A 16,353-nucleotide genomic window follows, 5' to 3' on the forward strand; every position below is an offset into this window, starting at 1 on the left:
ATTCATCTTTCAGAGAAATATATCGGCATTTAGCAGGAAAACTTAACCATATTTAACTTATTGCAACCCTTGCATGAGTATTGACCAAGCTAATGGACAGTTCTACTATTATAGATACAGATGAAAGGGGGACAACCATATGATGTATCTCGGCATGATTTTCTTCCAAATTGTTGCCCCGATTTTAGTGTTGCTCGTGTTAGGTGCTATTTTGCAGAGGAAGTTTCGTTTTAATTTAAAGGCACTATCGCAGTTGATTACGTATTGTTTTATGCCGGCAGCGGTGTTTTTGAATATATATGAAACGAGTATGGAGCTGTCGGTGCTAGGGCAGGTGGCGTTGTTTATTACGCTTTTTATCGGCAGTCAGATGGTGCTTAGTCACTTTTTAGCGAAGTTACTAGGGCTTGCGAAAACAGAAGCGGCAGTTTTTAAAAATAGCGTTGTGCTCATTAATTCTGGCAACTACGGTATTCCAGTGGCGCAAATGATTTTCGTGACGCAGCCGATTGGTGTGGCGATTCAAGTGATTCTTGTCATCTTTCAAAACATGACGACGTATACATATGGACTTTATAATCTCATTTCCTCCACGAAATCAGTACTCGCAATCGCGAAGGATTTCCTCAAAATGCCGATTATTCATGCGCTTATTATTGGGGTGACGATGAATTTCTTCGATATTGGTATTCCGCAATTTATCCGTATTCCAATTGACCATGTGGCAGAAGGTTTTATTGCAGTGGCTTTGATTACACTCGGTGCTCAACTATCACAGCTTGAAATTAAATCGATGTTCAATAAGACGGTATTGGTCAGCTGCATTACAAGATTGATTATTGGTCCAGCTGTGGCGTTACTTATTATTTTTGCATTAGGTTTAGATGGTGTCGTGGCACAGTCGCTCTTAATCGCGAGCTCGTTCCCAACGTCACGCAATAGCTCAAGTCTCGCTTTAGAATATGATGTAGAATCGGCAACAGCAGCGCAAACGGTATTATTCTCTACGATTGTGAGTTGTGTCACAGTGACAATTGTTATATATATGGCTGAAATGTTATTTGCTTAATAGTTGACGAGGGAAAGAATTGTGATTCTCATGTGTCGCGTGTGTGTCGAAAAACCGCTTCAATTGGATAAAATGAACCAATTATTTATTTATCTTCCATTTGGTGAGTAACTTTGCTACACTAACAACAAACTGAATAGCCTTAACTAGGGGAGTCCGATGAGTCGGGCTGAGAGGGAAACGCACTGAAGTTTCTTGACCCTTTGGACCTGATCTGGCTCATACCAGCGTGGGAAAGTTAATGATGACTGCATTGTTTTTTGTGGTCAATACAACCTTTACATTCGTAGCCGGATCCAATATTTTTTTGGATTCGGCTTTTCTTTTGTAGTAGCTCGTTGGAGTGAGCTAGGTTCGGTCCTGAAAATTTATTTTAAAAGGGAGCGGAAATGTTCATGACAACAGTTAACGAGAAAAACATTACCATTATGTCGAGCTTTGATGGCAGTAAAAAAGTATATGTGGAAGGGTCAAGACCGGATATTTTAGTACCGATGCGTGAGATTGCACTTAGTCCAACAACAGGCAGTTTTGGGGAAGGGGAAAACCCGCCAGTGCGTGTTTACGATACGAGTGGTCCCTATACAGATCCAACGTACAATATTGACATTACGAAGGGACTGCCAGCGTTACGTAGTGCTTGGATTAGAGAGCGCGGGGACGTAGAGGAATACGAAGGTCGTACGATTAAACCTGAGGATAATGGCTTCCGAAATGTAGATGATCCACGAATGAAAGAGAATATTTTTCCTGGTCTTTATCGTAAGCCAATCCGTGCGAAAAAGGGACATAATGTGACGCAACTGCATTATGCAAGAAAGGGTATTATCACGCCAGAAATGGAGTTTGTAGCAATTCGTGAAAACATGGATCCTGAATTTGTGCGTGCTGAAATTGCGGCGGGTCGTGCTATTATGCCATCTAATATTAATCATCCTGAAGCAGAGCCGATGATTATTGGGCGGAACTTTCATGTGAAGATTAATGCGAATATTGGTAATTCTGCAGTATCCTCATCCATTGCGGAGGAAGTCGAAAAGATGACGTGGGCAACACGCTGGGGCGCAGATAATATTATGGATTTATCGACGGGTAAACATATTCATACGACACGTGAATGGATTATTCGCAATGCGGCTGTGCCAGTAGGAACGGTACCAATTTATCAGGCGCTTGAAAAGGTCAATGGTGTTGCGGAGGACTTAACGTGGGAAGTTTATCGCGATACGTTAATCGAGCAGGCAGAGCAAGGTGTCGATTATTTCACGATTCATGCGGGGGTATTATTGCGATATGTGCCGCTGACAGCAAATCGTGTGACGGGGATAGTATCACGAGGTGGTTCGATTATGGCGCAGTGGTGCTTATTCCATCATCAAGAGAACTTCCTATATACGCATTTTGAAGAAATTTGTGAAATTATGAAAGCGTACGATGTTGCCTTTTCACTAGGGGATGGCTTACGCCCAGGTTCGATTGCAGATGCCAATGATGAGGCACAGTTTGCTGAGCTTGATACGTTAGGGGAACTGACGCAAATTGCTTGGCAACATGACGTGCAGGTGATGGTGGAAGGGCCGGGGCACGTGCCAATGCATTTGATTAAGGAAAATATGGATAAGCAATTGGAAGTATGTAAGGAGGCGCCTTTCTATACATTAGGGCCATTAACGACAGATATTGCACCAGGTTACGATCATATTACATCTGCTATAGGTGCGGCGATGATTGGTTGGTTCGGTACAGCGATGCTTTGCTATGTGACACCGAAGGAACACCTAGGTTTGCCGAATCGTGAGGACGTTCGCGTTGGTGTGATTACTTATAAAATTGCGGCGCATGCGGCGGACTTAGCAAAGGGTCATCCTGGAGCGCAAGTGCGTGATAATGCATTATCAAAGGCGCGTTTCGAATTCCGTTGGCGCGATCAATTCAATTTGTCACTAGATCCAGAACGAGCAGTGGAATACCATGATGAAACACTACCAGCAGAGGGTGCAAAAACTGCACATTTCTGTTCTATGTGTGGACCGAAGTTTTGTAGTATGAGAATTTCACAAGATATTCGGAACTATGCGAAAGAGAAGGATTTGAATACAACAGAGGCCATCCATCAAGGGATGCAGGAGAAGGCGAAGGAATTTAAAAAGGCTGGTAGTCAGATTTATCAATAATAAAGAGAGGCTTGTGTCTATGGGTAATTTCTTATCTTAGACACAAGCCTCTTACTTTATTAGAGTTTAAACTTATTGACTTCTTGTTGTACTTTTAGTGCACCATCCGTTAGTGATTTTGCAACGTCGCTAATTTCTTGAACTGTAGCAGACTGTTCTTCGGTAGCAGCGGCAATTCCTTCAGCTTCAGTGGAAGCTCGAATTGCGAGATTTGACATTTCGTTGATGGAAGCAGCAACTTCTTCAGTCGAAGCTGAGATTTCCTCAGTTGAAGCTGATACTTCTTGAATTTGGTTGGTCATATTCCTAATGGCTTGCATGATATTTTCGAATGAAACTTGTGCATCTTGAATGTAATTTACGCCATCCGCCACATTATGTGCAGTTGTCATTACAGCCTGTTCCACTTCTTTTGTATCTTTTTGAATAAGAGACGTTAGGGCGACAATTTGATGGGCTGATGCCTTAGATTCTTCTGCTAGTTTACGCACCTCGTCAGCGACGACGGCAAAACCTTTTCCGTGTTCCCCAGCACGTGCAGCTTCAATTGCAGCATTTAGTGCTAGTAAATTAGTTTGTTCTGAAATGTCTGTAATGACTTTCACAATACTTTCAATTTCAGCAGATTGTTTGCTCAACTGTTGAATCCGGTCGCTTGTTTCACTTGAAGATTGCTGAATGACCGTCATCTGCTGCTCCGCTGTTTGTAATGTTTGCTCACCAACAGTTGCCATGTCTTGTGTATCCATGGAGAGGGTATTTAATTCTTGTGTTGTTTCCGCAATTTTTTGCACAGCTTGCGCAGTTTCATCCATGGCTATTGAGCTTTCTTGGCCAGATGCAGCAGCTTGATTGGCACCTTCTGCTAGGCCGCCTGTACGTTTTGCAACATCTAAGGAGGCAATTGCTACTTCCTCTGTGCTAGCTGTTAATTGTTGTGCAGCTGCGGTTGTTTGTTCAACGTTTACTGTGACACTTTGAATGAGCGTATGTAAATTAATTTTCATGGTATTAAAGGCAATCGCCAAATCTTGAATCTCGTCCTTCAACTTCACTTCGATATCTGCTTGTGTTAAATCACCTTCAGCAATGCTCGTCGTAGCGGTTACTAAACGTTTTATAGGACTAGTAATCGAACGTGTGGTGAAAGCTGCAATAAGTATCGCAAAAATTATGGAGAAGATGGCAATGGCAATAATGAGTTTTGAACTGACTTCAGCTATCCTTTGTACGTCCGCATGCGCAAGGTCAATCTCAGACACTTGGAACTCTGAAATGGTATTTGCAGCGTCTTGAACGCCCTCATTTGCAAGGCGAGCTTTTGTTGATAATAAGTCGATGGCCCTTTGAGTATCACCACTATTAAACATAGCTAAGATTTCCTGCTCTGCGTCTTCAAATTTTTGCTGATGTTCGAGCAAAAGCTGAAGTTGTTCTTTAATAACGGGCACAGGAACGAGCATATCAATTTTTTCTACTAGACTATGAATGGTATTTTGTTGTTCATGTAATTTATCTAAGGTTGCATTATTCGGTTCAAGTAAGTAGGAACGAATATAAACACCTTGAAGTGATGAAGCATTGGTGATTCTATCGACGATGAAAGCTTTATTAATACTATCATCAATTAAAAATGTGTTTTCTTGGCTAATCTTATTAATTTGTGAATAAGAGATGATGGAACTAACAAGTAAAAATATAATAATGACGCTAAATGCACTGCCTAACCTTTTACGAATGGACATGTATTATACCTCCAGAATTTTCAGTTATTAAATGGTGAATAAGTATATATCAATAGTTAATTTACACATCTATCTATAAAAGGAAGATCTGTTCGACGTATAATAGCATATTTTACATTATCTTCATAGTAGAAACGAAAAACATAAGGTTAATTTACAAAAAAGAATACATAATTATTAGTGAATTAAGTAATTTCATTCGCGTAAAAAAATAGGTGGTTATACTGGATTTAATTCTATTGTTCGAATATCCCTGTAGGCATACAGCAACTTGTAGTGAGGTAGAGACATTAGTAGGACTATAAAAAACCCATGTGAAATATTAATTTCACATGGGTTGATTTATTGGATTTGGATATCAATAAAAGTAAATCAATAGCGCCTTGACGTAATTGCGTCCAGATTTTGAATTGTGCTTGCACAATTATCTTCTTTCAAAATCTGTGACATCCGCCGGAGGCTTTAGCTTTATACAACTGGCGGTAATGCGGTAGTTGTATAAACTTAAACGTTTGTTGTTTGTTTTGTGTATGGGTTTGAAAGGTCCATACCGTCTAAAGAAAGACCCATGGCTTTGGCTACGCCTTCACCGTAAGCTGGATCAGCTAAGTAGCAGTGCAAGATGTGACGACGCTTGATGAACTCTTCAACTGGCGCCATATCCGCAGCAGTGTTTTCAAATAGACGTTGTTGCTCTTCAGAACTCATTAAGCGGAATAGCTTACCTGGTTGCTCGAAGTAGTTGTCGTCATCTTCACGGAAGTCGTGGATACCAGCATTGCCGTCGATACGTAATTCAGGCTCTTTTTGGTCTAGGCTGTGTTCCCACTCACTGTAGCTATTTGGCTCATAGCTCATTGTTGAGCCTAAGTTGCCATCAAAACGCATAGCGCCATCGCGGTGGAATGTACGGAATGGGCATTTTGGTGCGTTTACAGGTAGCATGTAGTGGTTAACGCCTAAACGGTAACGTTGTGCATCTGCATAAGCGAAGATACGCCCTTGTAACATTTTATCTGGAGAGAAGCTAATACCAGGCACAATGTTAGAAGGTGCGAATGCTGCTTGTTCTACTTCTGCAAAGTAGTTGTCTGGGTTTTTGTTTAATTCGAATTCACCAACTGGAATAAGTGGGAAGTCTTTTTTGTACCAAACTTTTGTTAAGTCGAATGGGTTATACGATAATTCACGAGCTTGTTCCTCGGTCATTACTTGAATGTACATTTTCCATTTCGGGAAATCGCCTTTTTCGATTGATTCGTAAAGGTCACGTTGTGAAGATTCACGGTCTTTTCCGATCACTTCAGTTGCTTCTGCACCTGTTAGGTTTTCAATGCCTTGTTCTGTACGGAAGTGGAATTTCACCCATACACGTTCGTTTTCTGCGTTGATGAAGCTGTATGTGTGAGAACCGAAACCGTGCATATGACGGTAACCGTTTGGAATACCACGGTCAGACATAACGATTGTTACTTGATGCAATGCCTCTGGAAGTAAAGTCCAGAAATCCCAGTTTGAATTTGCGTTTTTCATATTTGTACGTGGGTCACGTTTTACCACGTGGTTTAAATCTGTAAAGTGTAATGGATCACGGAAGAAGAATACAGGTGTGTTGTTACCAACTAGATCCCAGTTACCTTCTTCAGTGTAGAATTTAAGAGCAAATCCGCGGATATCGCGCTCTGCATCTGCTGCACCACGTTCACCGGCTACAGTTGAGAAACGTGCGAACATTTCTGTTTTCTTACCAACTTCAGAGAAGATTTTTGCTTTTGTATATTTAGTAATATCGTGCGTTACAGTAAAAGTACCGTATGCGCCTGAACCTTTTGCGTGCATACGACGCTCAGGAATTACTTCACGGTTAAAGTTAGCTAATTTTTCAATCATCCATACGTCTTGAAGTAAAAGTGGGCCGCGTGGACCTGCAGACATTGAGTCATGGTTACTTACTACTGGTGCGCCACCTGCTGTTGTAAAGCGACGGCTACGATCATTTGTGTTTGTCATAATGGTTTTCCCCCTAAGAATTATTGAGTCAAACTCTTCGTTAATAACTATATCAAATCTAAAATAGAATTGCTAGTACATTATAATAATTATTGTTAAAGAATTTATATCCATAAATATTTTCCGTTGGAAGAAGCGTAGTTACGCTAGTTTTTATAGAAATTCCATATGAATAAAAAAAGTTTTCGAACAATGAAAACAAGAGTAGTTGTCTTGAAACGTTGTTATAAAGCAGTTTATATCTATAGATTTATTTAGTTAAAGAGATTTTACGAACTTTTAAAATGAATGTAAGTCAAGTGATAAGTCCTATATCCTACAGGAGGATATTTTTGTTTACACTACAAGCGTGTTGAAAATGAGTGTTGTTAATTGAAAATGGATAAGTGGATTCGGTTATCACATTTGATTTCAATTTACTCAATTATAAAATGTTTTTCTTTAACTAATTTTTTTCGTATTACTATAATAGGTTCTTCAAATTACTCGAAACTCCTTTTAGAATTTGTGAAAATCTAATGGCAAAAATGAGTTTTCGCATAGCCTTTAAAATTAATCATATTCTTTTAGTAAGGGCTTTTTTGCGAATGACAGAAGAATAGGGTGATGGAAGATGACGGGTATCATTAAACTGGACGGTCATACATTGACTAGGCAGCAAGTAAAGCAAATTGTGAAGGGAACTGCCGTAGTTGAGCTATCTCCTGAAAGTGAAGAACGTATTAAGCTAAGTAGAGCACGCGTTGAAAAATGTTTGGCTGAAGGACAAGTGATATATGGTGTCAATACGGGTTTCGGCAAGCTAAGTAATATACGCATTAAAGAATCGGATAATGAGTTGCTCCAATTAAATTTACTACGCTCAGATGCAACAGGCGTGGGTGATCTGTTTCCAACTGAAGTTGTGCGGGCGATGATGGTTCTACGTGCCAACGCATTAGCACGGGGGTTTTCGGGAATTCGTCATGAAACGTTGCAACTGTTACTCGATTGCATCAATAAAGGTGTGCATCCTCTAGTGCCATCACAAGGCTCTGTCGGGGCAAGTGGTGATTTAGCACCGTTATCGCATTTAGCATTAGTGCTTGTAGGGGAAGGTAAAGCGGAGTTTGAAGGGGCTATTGTGAGAGGGGATGTGGCGTTACAGAAAGCGGGGTTAGTGCCCGTACGCTTGCAGGCAAAAGAAGGTTTAGCACTTGTGAATGGTACGCAAGCAATGACAGGTATAGGTGTAGTGACGTTGAATGAAGCAGAGCGTATCGGGCTGGTGGCGGATATGGCAGCTAGTCTCTCATTAGAGGCGCTAAGAGGCATTATTTCGGCATTTGAACCGGCGCTTTTAGCGGTAAGACCACATCTGGAATTAGAGCTTGTCGGTGGGCGTATTCGTAAATGGCTGGATGGAAGTAAGCGCGTGACGAAGCAAGGGGAGGTGCGTATGCAGGATGCCTATTCTTTACGTTGTATTCCCCAAGTGCACGGAGCTTCGTGGCAGTCTTTTTTCTATGCGGAGGAGCGTGTGCAAATCGAGATGAATGCTACAACAGACAATCCAATCGTGCTAGAAAATGGCGAAATATTTTCTGGCGGGCAATTTCATGGTCAGCCAATTGCGTTTGCCATGGACTTTTTAAAACTCGGTGTTTGCGAATGGGCCAATATTTCAGAACGTCGAACAGAACGAATGGTTAATTCGCAACTTAACGATGGTTTACCACCTTTTTTAGCTACGAATCCTGGGATTGAGTGTGGTTTAATGATTGCCCAATATACAGCTGCTTCAATCGTGTCGGAGAATAAAGTATTGGCACACCCTGCAAGTGTAGACTCTATTCCTACATCGGGTAATCAAGAAGACCATGTCAGTATGGGTACAATAGCTGCTCGTCAGGTCCGTCAAATTGTCCGTAATACAGCTAGGGTTATTGCGATTGAACTAATTTGTGCGTCGCAAGCTATTTATTTGGAAAAGGCAGAAGAACAGCTTGCGCCAACGACGAGTGCATTTTTAAAGAAGGTACGCGAATTTTGTCCGCCGCTGACAACAGATCAGCCAATTGGAGATGAAATAGAAGCATTGGCAAAGTATCTTTTAGAATCCGATGAGCTAGTTGAATTCGCAGATTAAAGGGGATGGCATATGGAGAAAAAAAGAATAATTCGTGCACCGAGAGGCACAGCGCTGTCTTGTAAAGGGTGGACACAGGAAGCGGCGATGCGTATGTTGATGAATAATTTAGATCCTGAAGTAGCGGAAAATTCAGATGAATTAGTTGTCTATGGCGGCATCGGAAAAGCGGCTCGGAATTGGGAGAGTTATGAGCAGATTATTGCATCATTGAAGGAATTAGAGGATACAGAAACATTACTCATACAATCAGGAAAGCCTGTCGCGATATTTCGTACACATGAAAATGCCCCTCGTATTTTAATTGCTAATTCTAATTTAGTGCCCGCTTGGTCTAATTGGGAGCACTTTTATGAGTTAGCGGATCGGGATTTAATGATGTACGGTCAAATGACGGCTGGTAGCTGGATTTACATTGGTGCACAGGGGATTTTACAAGGGACATATTTAAGTTTTGTTGAGGCGGGAAAAAAAGTATTTGGTACAGCAGATTTGCGAGGTAAGTTCATTTTGACTGGTGGTATGGGCGGCATGAGTGGAGCGCAGCCACTAGCTGGGAAAATGGCTGGGGCTGTTATTTTAGTTGTAGAAGTGGATCGTGCTCGTATCGAACGTAAAATGAAGGAAGGGTACTGTGACTACATCGTTGAAACGGTAGATGAAGCCGTGAAGTTAGTAAATGAGCTAAGGGAAAAGAAAGAGCCATCATCCATTGGGCTTGTAGGTAACTGTGCTGATATGCATCGGGAGCTATTTCAACGTGGCATTATTCCTGATTTTGTGACCGATCAAACATCGGCGCATGACCCTATAAATGGTTATGTTCCAAATGGTATGACATTTGAAGAAGCATTAGAGTTGCGTAAAAAAGATGTGAGAATGTATGAGCAAAAAGCAAAAGAAACGATGGCGCAGCATGTCCGTCTTATGTTGGCATTCCAACAGGCGGGGGCGGAGGTGTTTGACTATGGTAATAACATCCGTGCCTATGCGAAAGAAATGGGCGTTGCTAATGCATTTGATATCCAAGGATTTGTCCCAGCCTATATTCGCCCACTATTTTGCGAGGGGAAGGGGCCGTTTCGCTGGGCTGCACTTTCAGGTAATCCAGAAGATATTATAAAGGTGGATGCTCTTGCAAAAGAGATGTTTGGCCAGGATGTCGGCTTAGTAAACTGGATCGATATGGCGCAAAAGATGGTGAAGTGGCAAGGGTTGCCTGCCCGTATTTGTTGGCTTGGCTACGGTGATCGCCACCGCTTTGCTTTAAAAGTTAACGAGATGGTTGCGAAGGGTGAATTATCTGCACCGATTGTCTTTGGTCGAGATCATTTAGATTCTGGCTCCGTTGCCTCGCCAAACCGTGAGACGGAAGGTATGATAGACGGCTCAGATGCTGTGTCTGACTGGCCAATTTTAAATGCCCTCATCAATACCGCGGGTGGTGCAAGTTGGGTAAGTGTGCACCACGGAGGTGGCGTAGGGATGGGGTTCTCACAACATGCAGGTCAAGTATTGGTAGCTGATGGTACAGTGCTTGCAGCAGATAAAATTAATCGAGTGTTAGTGGCAGATCCGGGAATAGGCATCGTACGACACGCAGATGCTGGCTATGATATTGCGATTAAAACAGTACGAGAAAAAGGTGTACGCATGCCAATGCTAAAGGATGGAATGAAGTGATTTAGAATGGCCACCTAGCTATGAATCTTTGAATGCTATTAAGGTATTGGCAAATATAATGAATTTAGCCTGTATACATGAATTATAGGATAAAAGTATTGAAAATGGGTAATTTATATTTTGTTGATATTTCTATGTTCTTTGCAATAATGAGTTAAAAATATAATATTTTATCGTTAAAATGTAATTGTGTCGTGAATTGTGTAGTTGAACTTAATAGTAGGACGCAAATAGACAGGAATTTCGTTATTTGTGTCCTTTTTCGTATAGAATGGAACTGTTACTTCTTAGGAAAGGAAATTATGGATGTGCAACTTACTTTAACATTTTTTATTTTAGGGGCTACGATTTTTGCATTTATGACAAATCGTGTGCGATCAGATCTTGTAGCAATCCTCTCACTACTTGCGTTTGTCATTACGGATATTTTGACACCAGCTGAAGCACTCGCTGGATTCTCAAACTCTGTTGTTCTTATGATAGCAGGGCTTTTTGTAGTCGGTGCAGGTATTTTACGCACAGGGCTTGCTGGGATGGCAGGTCGGCTATTGCTCAAATGGTCGGGCGATAGTGAACTGAAATTATTTGTGTTACTTCTTGTCATTGTTGGCTCTGTCGGTGCTTTTATGAGTAATACGGGTACTGTGGCACTCATGATGCCGATTGTAGTGAGTATCGCGATTAGTATGAAGGAAAGTCCATCAAAGTTTTTACTACCCCTTTCTTACGTAGCTAGTTTATCAGGGTTGATGACTTTAATTGCGTCTCCACCGAATCTCATCGTCAGTCAATTACTTGTAGACCGAGGCTATGATAAACTCAGTTTTTTTGAAATGACACCTATAGGTATTGTTGGCATGATTGTTGGGATTATGTATTTGGTGCTTATTCGTAATGTACTGTTGCCGAATGACAAAAGCCGTACACAAACGAATGCTGGTTATAAATTATCACCAAAGAAAATTATTAAGCAATATGATTTAGGGAATCGTCTATTTAGAGTATATGTGCCGGAGAATTCAGCGATTATCGACATACCTTTAGCAAAGCTGAAGTTACCGGCGAAATATTCACTCTTTATTATAAAAATTCACCGCAAGTCGCAAGAAGGCATTAATTTATTGCCGATGACGTATCAGGAGATGGCAGGTCCGACTAGTGTTATACATATGTCTGATGAGATATATGTACAGGGCGAAGAATCAGATATTAAACGTTTTGTAGCGGATTTCGGTCTGCAGATGGAAGAGCTGATTGAAGGTGAAGAAGACGAGCTTGTATCGAAGGATCTGGGGATTGCGGAAGTATTATTGACACCAAACTCAAGCTTCATCAATGAAACAGTAAAGTCACTTGGCTTTCGAGAAAAGTATAATCTCAACATTTTGGGTATTAACCACAGAGGTGACTATAAATTAGAAGCTATGGCTAGGCACAAGCTGAAATTCGGAGATGCCATTTTAGTACAAGGTGCTTGGGATGAAATTGTGCTACTAGCACGAGAGACACAGGATGTTGTAGTTGTCGGTCAGCCAAAGGAGCATGCTAGCAATGCGGCCGCAACTGGTAAGGCAGGGATAGCAGGTGTTATTATGCTACTTATGATTGGCTTAATGGCATTTGAAGTTTTCCCAGCGGTTATTTCGGTCATGATTGGTGCTGTATTGATGATTTTGACTGGCTGTCTCCGCAATATGGAGGATGCTTATAGCAATATGAATTTTGAAAGTATTGTTTTGGTAGCAGCAATGCTCCCGATGGCGACGGCACTTGAAAATACAGGTGGTATGGTCGTTCTGTCAAACGGTATTATTGATGTGCTCGGAGGTTATGGACCTTATGGCGTTTTAATTGGAATTTATGTGTTAACAGTAATTTTTGGTCAGTTTATTAGTAATACAGCAACAGCTGTTTTGTTTGCACCAATCGCGATGAATGCGGCAATTGCGATGAATGCCTCGCCGACAACGTTTATGGTGGGTGTAGCTGTAGCAGCGAGTATGGCGTTTGCAACCCCAATTGCTTCACCGACGAACTCGCTAGTCATGACGGCGGGTAACTATAAGTTTATGGACTTCGTAAAGGTCGGTGTACCGTTGCAAATTGTGATGTTCATCGTAATGATGCTTGTAGTGCCATTTTTCTTCCCATTTTAAAAAACTCGGCATCTAAAGTGTACCCTTTGTAAAGGCCATTTTAAAAAACTCTAGCAACTAGAAGAAGCTGATGTCTGTATTGTGCAGACATCTTCTTTTTTAGGTTCCGCTGACCCCGATAATGGTTGTAATAGGTCATATCACTTTTGATTTCTTGTTTAATATCTTCCAGTGTTTCACATGATTTTATATCTGTTTTATCTTTAGAATGCCCAAAGAAAGATTCTTATGGGGCGTTATCCTAACAGTTGCCTCGACGTGACATGGACTGATTTAGTCCCGTTTTCTTTACAAACTTTTGGAATTTAGGAAGGGTATTTTGAAAGCCTTAATCCGAGCGCATGAATGCACCTTCTATTAGTTTGATACCATTCTTTTTTAAAATTCTTATTGTATTCAGGGGGGATGTAGAGGCTCTATCTTTAGTTGAATAATGAAGAAGTGCAAAAATAAAAGGTTTTATGTTAAGGAAATCAAAAAAATGAAAAAAAGAGTTTGGATTTAAGTATTTCGTCCGATAAAAGCTTAGGGTGAAATACTTAAATTCAAAAGGCAAAAGAAGGGAAGGTTGTGAACAGAGTAGGGGTGGTATTCTTTTTGAGTCAAAAATACCAAGATTGAACCAAAAATACATTTAAAAAACTAATAAAAAGACAAAAAGGAGAGCTGATTTTGAAAAAGATATTTGGAAGCTTTAAGGGTAAGTTGTACGCATTATTTGCTTTTATCTTACTAATTCCAGTTATTACTGTAGGGAGTTTATCGTATCTTTCAGCAAAAAGTTCTATAAAGGACGAAATACTTTTAAGTGCAGATGAAAGTGTTAAAATTTTAAATATGTTAATTGATAGTACCATTAGCGTAAAAATAAACGAAATCAAGACCTTTAGCGAGGAAATAGATTCTTCTAAGTATGAACAGAAGGAAACTAAAATACTACCAAATTTTCATGAATATATGAAGCTGAGTCCAGATGTTTTAAGTATTTATATTGGAACAAATGACGGAGCATTTATTCAAGAACCAAAAATAAATAGTGCGGATTATAATCCTTTGGAAAGGGATTGGTATAAAGAGGCTAAGGCATTAAAAGGCGAAACTTTAATTACGAATCCATACATAGATGCAGGGACTGGAGAAATGGTCGTTACAGTTGCTCGTCAGGTAAAAGATCAATCTGGGGTAGTTGCAATTGATATAAAAATGGCAGACCTTCAAAAAGTTTCGGATTCTATTAGTATTGGAAAAGAGGGATATCCTTCTATTTTTGGCGAAGATAAAATGATTATTTCACATCCGACTTTAGAACCGGGTGGTGAAATAAAAGAAAGCTTCCTCGACAAAATATATGACGGCAAATCGGGAACATTTGAATATGTTTTTGAAGGTGAAGACCGTACTATGTTCTTTACAACCAATGAATTGACGAATTGGAAAATTACTGGAACATTTTTTGCGAAGGAAATTGACGAATCAGCATCATCCATTCTGAAAAAAACGTTTCTCGTACTAATTGCTGCGATTGTAATCAGTTCGATTGTATTCTTTTTTGTTATGAAGACAATCCTGAAACCGATTAGGTTGCTAAGAGATAGTGCGGTAACCATTAGTAAAGGTGATTTAACAAAGAAAGTAACGATTACCTCTAAAGATGAGATTGGACAGCTAGGACAAGCCTTTAACGATATGCAAGAAAGTTTAAGGACACTTATTCAAAAAATAGAACAAAATGCTGAGGAAGTTGCATCGTCTGCAGAAGAATTAACAGCCAATGCTAATCAAACGAGCATCGCTACAGAAAAGGTTGCCATTTCAATTCAAGATGTTGCTTCGAATGCGGATACGCAAACAACGAGCGCTAATAAGAATGCGGAATCGTTACATGAACTTTCTAAGGCCATTCTTCATATTGCTGAAATAACTTCTATTGTGACGGATCTTTCACAGCATGCGACCCTACAGGCAGATGAAGGTGGAAAGGCAGTCCGAAATACAAAAGATCAAATGCATTCTATTCATTTATCAGTGACAGATTCAAACACAAAAATTCAAACATTACATGAACGCTCTCAGCAAATTACGTCCATTTTAGATGTAATTACAGGCATTGCAGATCAAACTAATTTACTTGCTCTCAATGCAGCTATCGAGGCGGCAAGAGCAGGGGAACACGGAAAAGGTTTCGCAGTTGTAGCTGATGAAGTAAGGAAGTTGGCAGAGCAGTCACAGGAATCTGCACAGCAAATTTTCGAGCTAATCTCTGGCATTCAGTTAGAAACAGAACAATCTGTAAACATCATGGCAAAAGTTACTGAGGATGTTCAAAATGGTCTACAAGTATCTGATGAAGCCATCACAAAATTCCAAGTGATTAAGACAAGCATGGATAAAATTACGCCTAAAATGGAAGAGGTGTCTTCTGCCTCTGAACAAATGTCAGCAAGTGTACAAGAGGTGACAGCTATTACGGAGGATTTGGCATTCTCAGCAAAAGGAAATGCAGCTACTTCAGAGGACGTTGCGGCGTCTACAGAGGAACAATTAGCTTCGATGGAAGAAATTAATGCTTCTGCACAAGCTCTAGCGCATATGGCGGATGAGCTTAAACAGCTAATCAGTCAATTTAAATATTAATTGAATCAGGCATAACAAAAAACAGTGTACCCTTTGTAAAGGACATTTAAAAAAAGCTTTAGTCAACTTGAAGAAGATGACGTCTGTATTGTGCAGGCGTTATCTTTTTTTAGTTTCATTGGCCAAGATAATGATTGTAATAGGCCATATAACTTTTGATTTCTCGTCTAACATCTTCTAGTGTTTCACATGATTATAAATTTGTCTCATCTTCAAAGATTTCACGTGAACATCTTCCTTTTTCATAATTCGTAATTTAAATCTAAGAGATTGTAGAAAGTATTTATTCACTATCCTAGAAAATTTCATAATGAATCTATCACTTTTTATTAAATATGTATGTTGAATTCGATCTTTTAAAAGTAATAAGTAAAGTGAAATGATTTTCAGAAAGAGTTTAAAATAAGAAAATCCTGAAAAGTTAGTGGAGTATATTTTATAGGAAGTTTTTCTAGGATATAAAAAAGAATAAAAAAATTTTAAAAAAGCTATTGACCTTTTAAACTTAAGTGTGTAATATAATAGGAGTCGCCAAGAGGTGATGCACTAACGAAACAAAATGAACCTTGAAAACTGAACAAGCAAAACGTAATCAATAACGTTTTAAGTAACTAACAACTAAGTTAGTGAACGAAACATAAGTAATAAATAGATATCAACTTTTAGTTGATACGCTAGCAAAGCTAATGAGCTTTCAAACTACTTTTATGGAGAGTTTGATCCTGGCTCAGGACGAACGCTGGCGGCGTGCCTA

At 40.0% G+C, this 16,353-nt stretch carries 8 protein-coding genes, 1 pseudogene and 1 riboswitch; of the genes and pseudogenes, 6 read left to right on the plus strand and 3 right to left on the minus strand.

Annotated features, from left to right (window positions below; all coding sequences use genetic code 11):
• The first annotated feature begins 139 nt into the window (after nucleotides 1-139).
• Nucleotides 140-1,069 (plus strand): AEC family transporter, encoded by a 930-nt coding sequence (locus ACIQZG_RS10645; protein WP_402755158.1) that lies wholly within the window; start codon nucleotides 140-142, stop codon nucleotides 1,067-1,069.
• A gap of 138 nt (nucleotides 1,070-1,207) precedes the next feature.
• A riboswitch (TPP riboswitch) is annotated at nucleotides 1,208-1,322 on the plus strand.
• 142 nt (nucleotides 1,323-1,464) lie between these two features.
• Nucleotides 1,465-3,243, plus strand: a complete 1,779-nt coding sequence (thiC, locus tag ACIQZG_RS10650) for a phosphomethylpyrimidine synthase ThiC (RefSeq protein WP_402755159.1) — start codon at nucleotides 1,465-1,467, stop codon at nucleotides 3,241-3,243.
• 59 nt (nucleotides 3,244-3,302) lie between these two features.
• Here the strand turns inward: thiC and ACIQZG_RS10655 are convergent, their stop codons facing one another.
• Nucleotides 3,303-4,988 (minus strand): methyl-accepting chemotaxis protein, encoded by a 1,686-nt coding sequence (locus ACIQZG_RS10655; RefSeq protein WP_402755160.1) that lies wholly within the window; start codon nucleotides 4,986-4,988, stop codon nucleotides 3,303-3,305.
• A gap of 504 nt (nucleotides 4,989-5,492) precedes the next feature.
• Entirely contained in the window at nucleotides 5,493-6,998 is a 1,506-nt protein-coding gene (locus tag ACIQZG_RS10660; RefSeq protein WP_402755161.1) for a catalase, read from the minus strand.
• A 613-nt stretch (nucleotides 6,999-7,611) separates the two neighbouring features.
• Here ACIQZG_RS10660 and hutH point away from each other — a divergent pair.
• The 3 genes from hutH (at nucleotide 7,612) to ACIQZG_RS10675 (ending at nucleotide 12,965) form a co-directional block, all read left to right on the plus strand.
• Nucleotides 7,612-9,126: a histidine ammonia-lyase gene (gene hutH / locus ACIQZG_RS10665; protein ID WP_402755162.1), complete on the plus strand. Its 1,515-nt coding sequence runs from the start codon at nucleotides 7,612-7,614 to the stop codon at nucleotides 9,124-9,126.
• 12 nt (nucleotides 9,127-9,138) lie between these two features.
• Nucleotides 9,139-10,809, plus strand: a complete 1,671-nt coding sequence (gene hutU / locus ACIQZG_RS10670) for a urocanate hydratase (protein ID WP_402755163.1) — start codon at nucleotides 9,139-9,141, stop codon at nucleotides 10,807-10,809.
• Nucleotides 10,810-11,111: 302 nt separating this feature from the next.
• Nucleotides 11,112-12,965: an SLC13 family permease gene (locus tag ACIQZG_RS10675; RefSeq protein WP_402755164.1), complete on the plus strand. Its 1,854-nt coding sequence runs from the start codon at nucleotides 11,112-11,114 to the stop codon at nucleotides 12,963-12,965.
• Between the two features lie 40 nt (nucleotides 12,966-13,005).
• Here the strand turns inward: ACIQZG_RS10675 and ACIQZG_RS10680 are convergent.
• Nucleotides 13,006-13,359, minus strand: a pseudogene (locus ACIQZG_RS10680) (integrase core domain-containing protein); the annotation flags it as partial.
• 278 nt (nucleotides 13,360-13,637) lie between these two features.
• Between ACIQZG_RS10680 and ACIQZG_RS10685 the strand changes: the two are divergent.
• Nucleotides 13,638-15,599: a methyl-accepting chemotaxis protein gene (locus tag ACIQZG_RS10685; protein WP_402755165.1), complete on the plus strand. Its 1,962-nt coding sequence runs from the start codon at nucleotides 13,638-13,640 to the stop codon at nucleotides 15,597-15,599.
• Nucleotides 15,600-16,353: the final 754 nt, after the last annotated feature.

Source organism: Lysinibacillus sp. NPDC096418 (assembly GCF_044762775.1).
Lineage (GTDB): Bacteria > Bacillota > Bacilli > Bacillales_A > Planococcaceae > Lysinibacillus.

Bases quoted from the DNA above. Each gene is read 5' to 3' on its own strand.
- ACIQZG_RS10655 (WP_402755160.1), bottom strand. From the start codon at position 4,988: ATGTCCATTCGTAAAAGGTTAGGCAGTGCATTTAGCGTCATTATTATA.
- hutU (WP_402755163.1), top strand. From the start codon at position 9,139: ATGGAGAAAAAAAGAATAATTCGTGCACCGAGAGGCACAGCGCTGTCT.
- ACIQZG_RS10675 (WP_402755164.1), top strand. From the start codon at position 11,112: ATGGATGTGCAACTTACTTTAACATTTTTTATTTTAGGGGCTACGATT.
- ACIQZG_RS10660 (WP_402755161.1), bottom strand. From the start codon at position 6,998: ATGACAAACACAAATGATCGTAGCCGTCGCTTTACAACAGCAGGTGGC.
- ACIQZG_RS10645 (WP_402755158.1), top strand. From the start codon at position 140: ATGATGTATCTCGGCATGATTTTCTTCCAAATTGTTGCCCCGATTTTA.
- thiC (WP_402755159.1), top strand. From the start codon at position 1,465: ATGACAACAGTTAACGAGAAAAACATTACCATTATGTCGAGCTTTGAT.
- hutH (WP_402755162.1), top strand. From the start codon at position 7,612: ATGACGGGTATCATTAAACTGGACGGTCATACATTGACTAGGCAGCAA.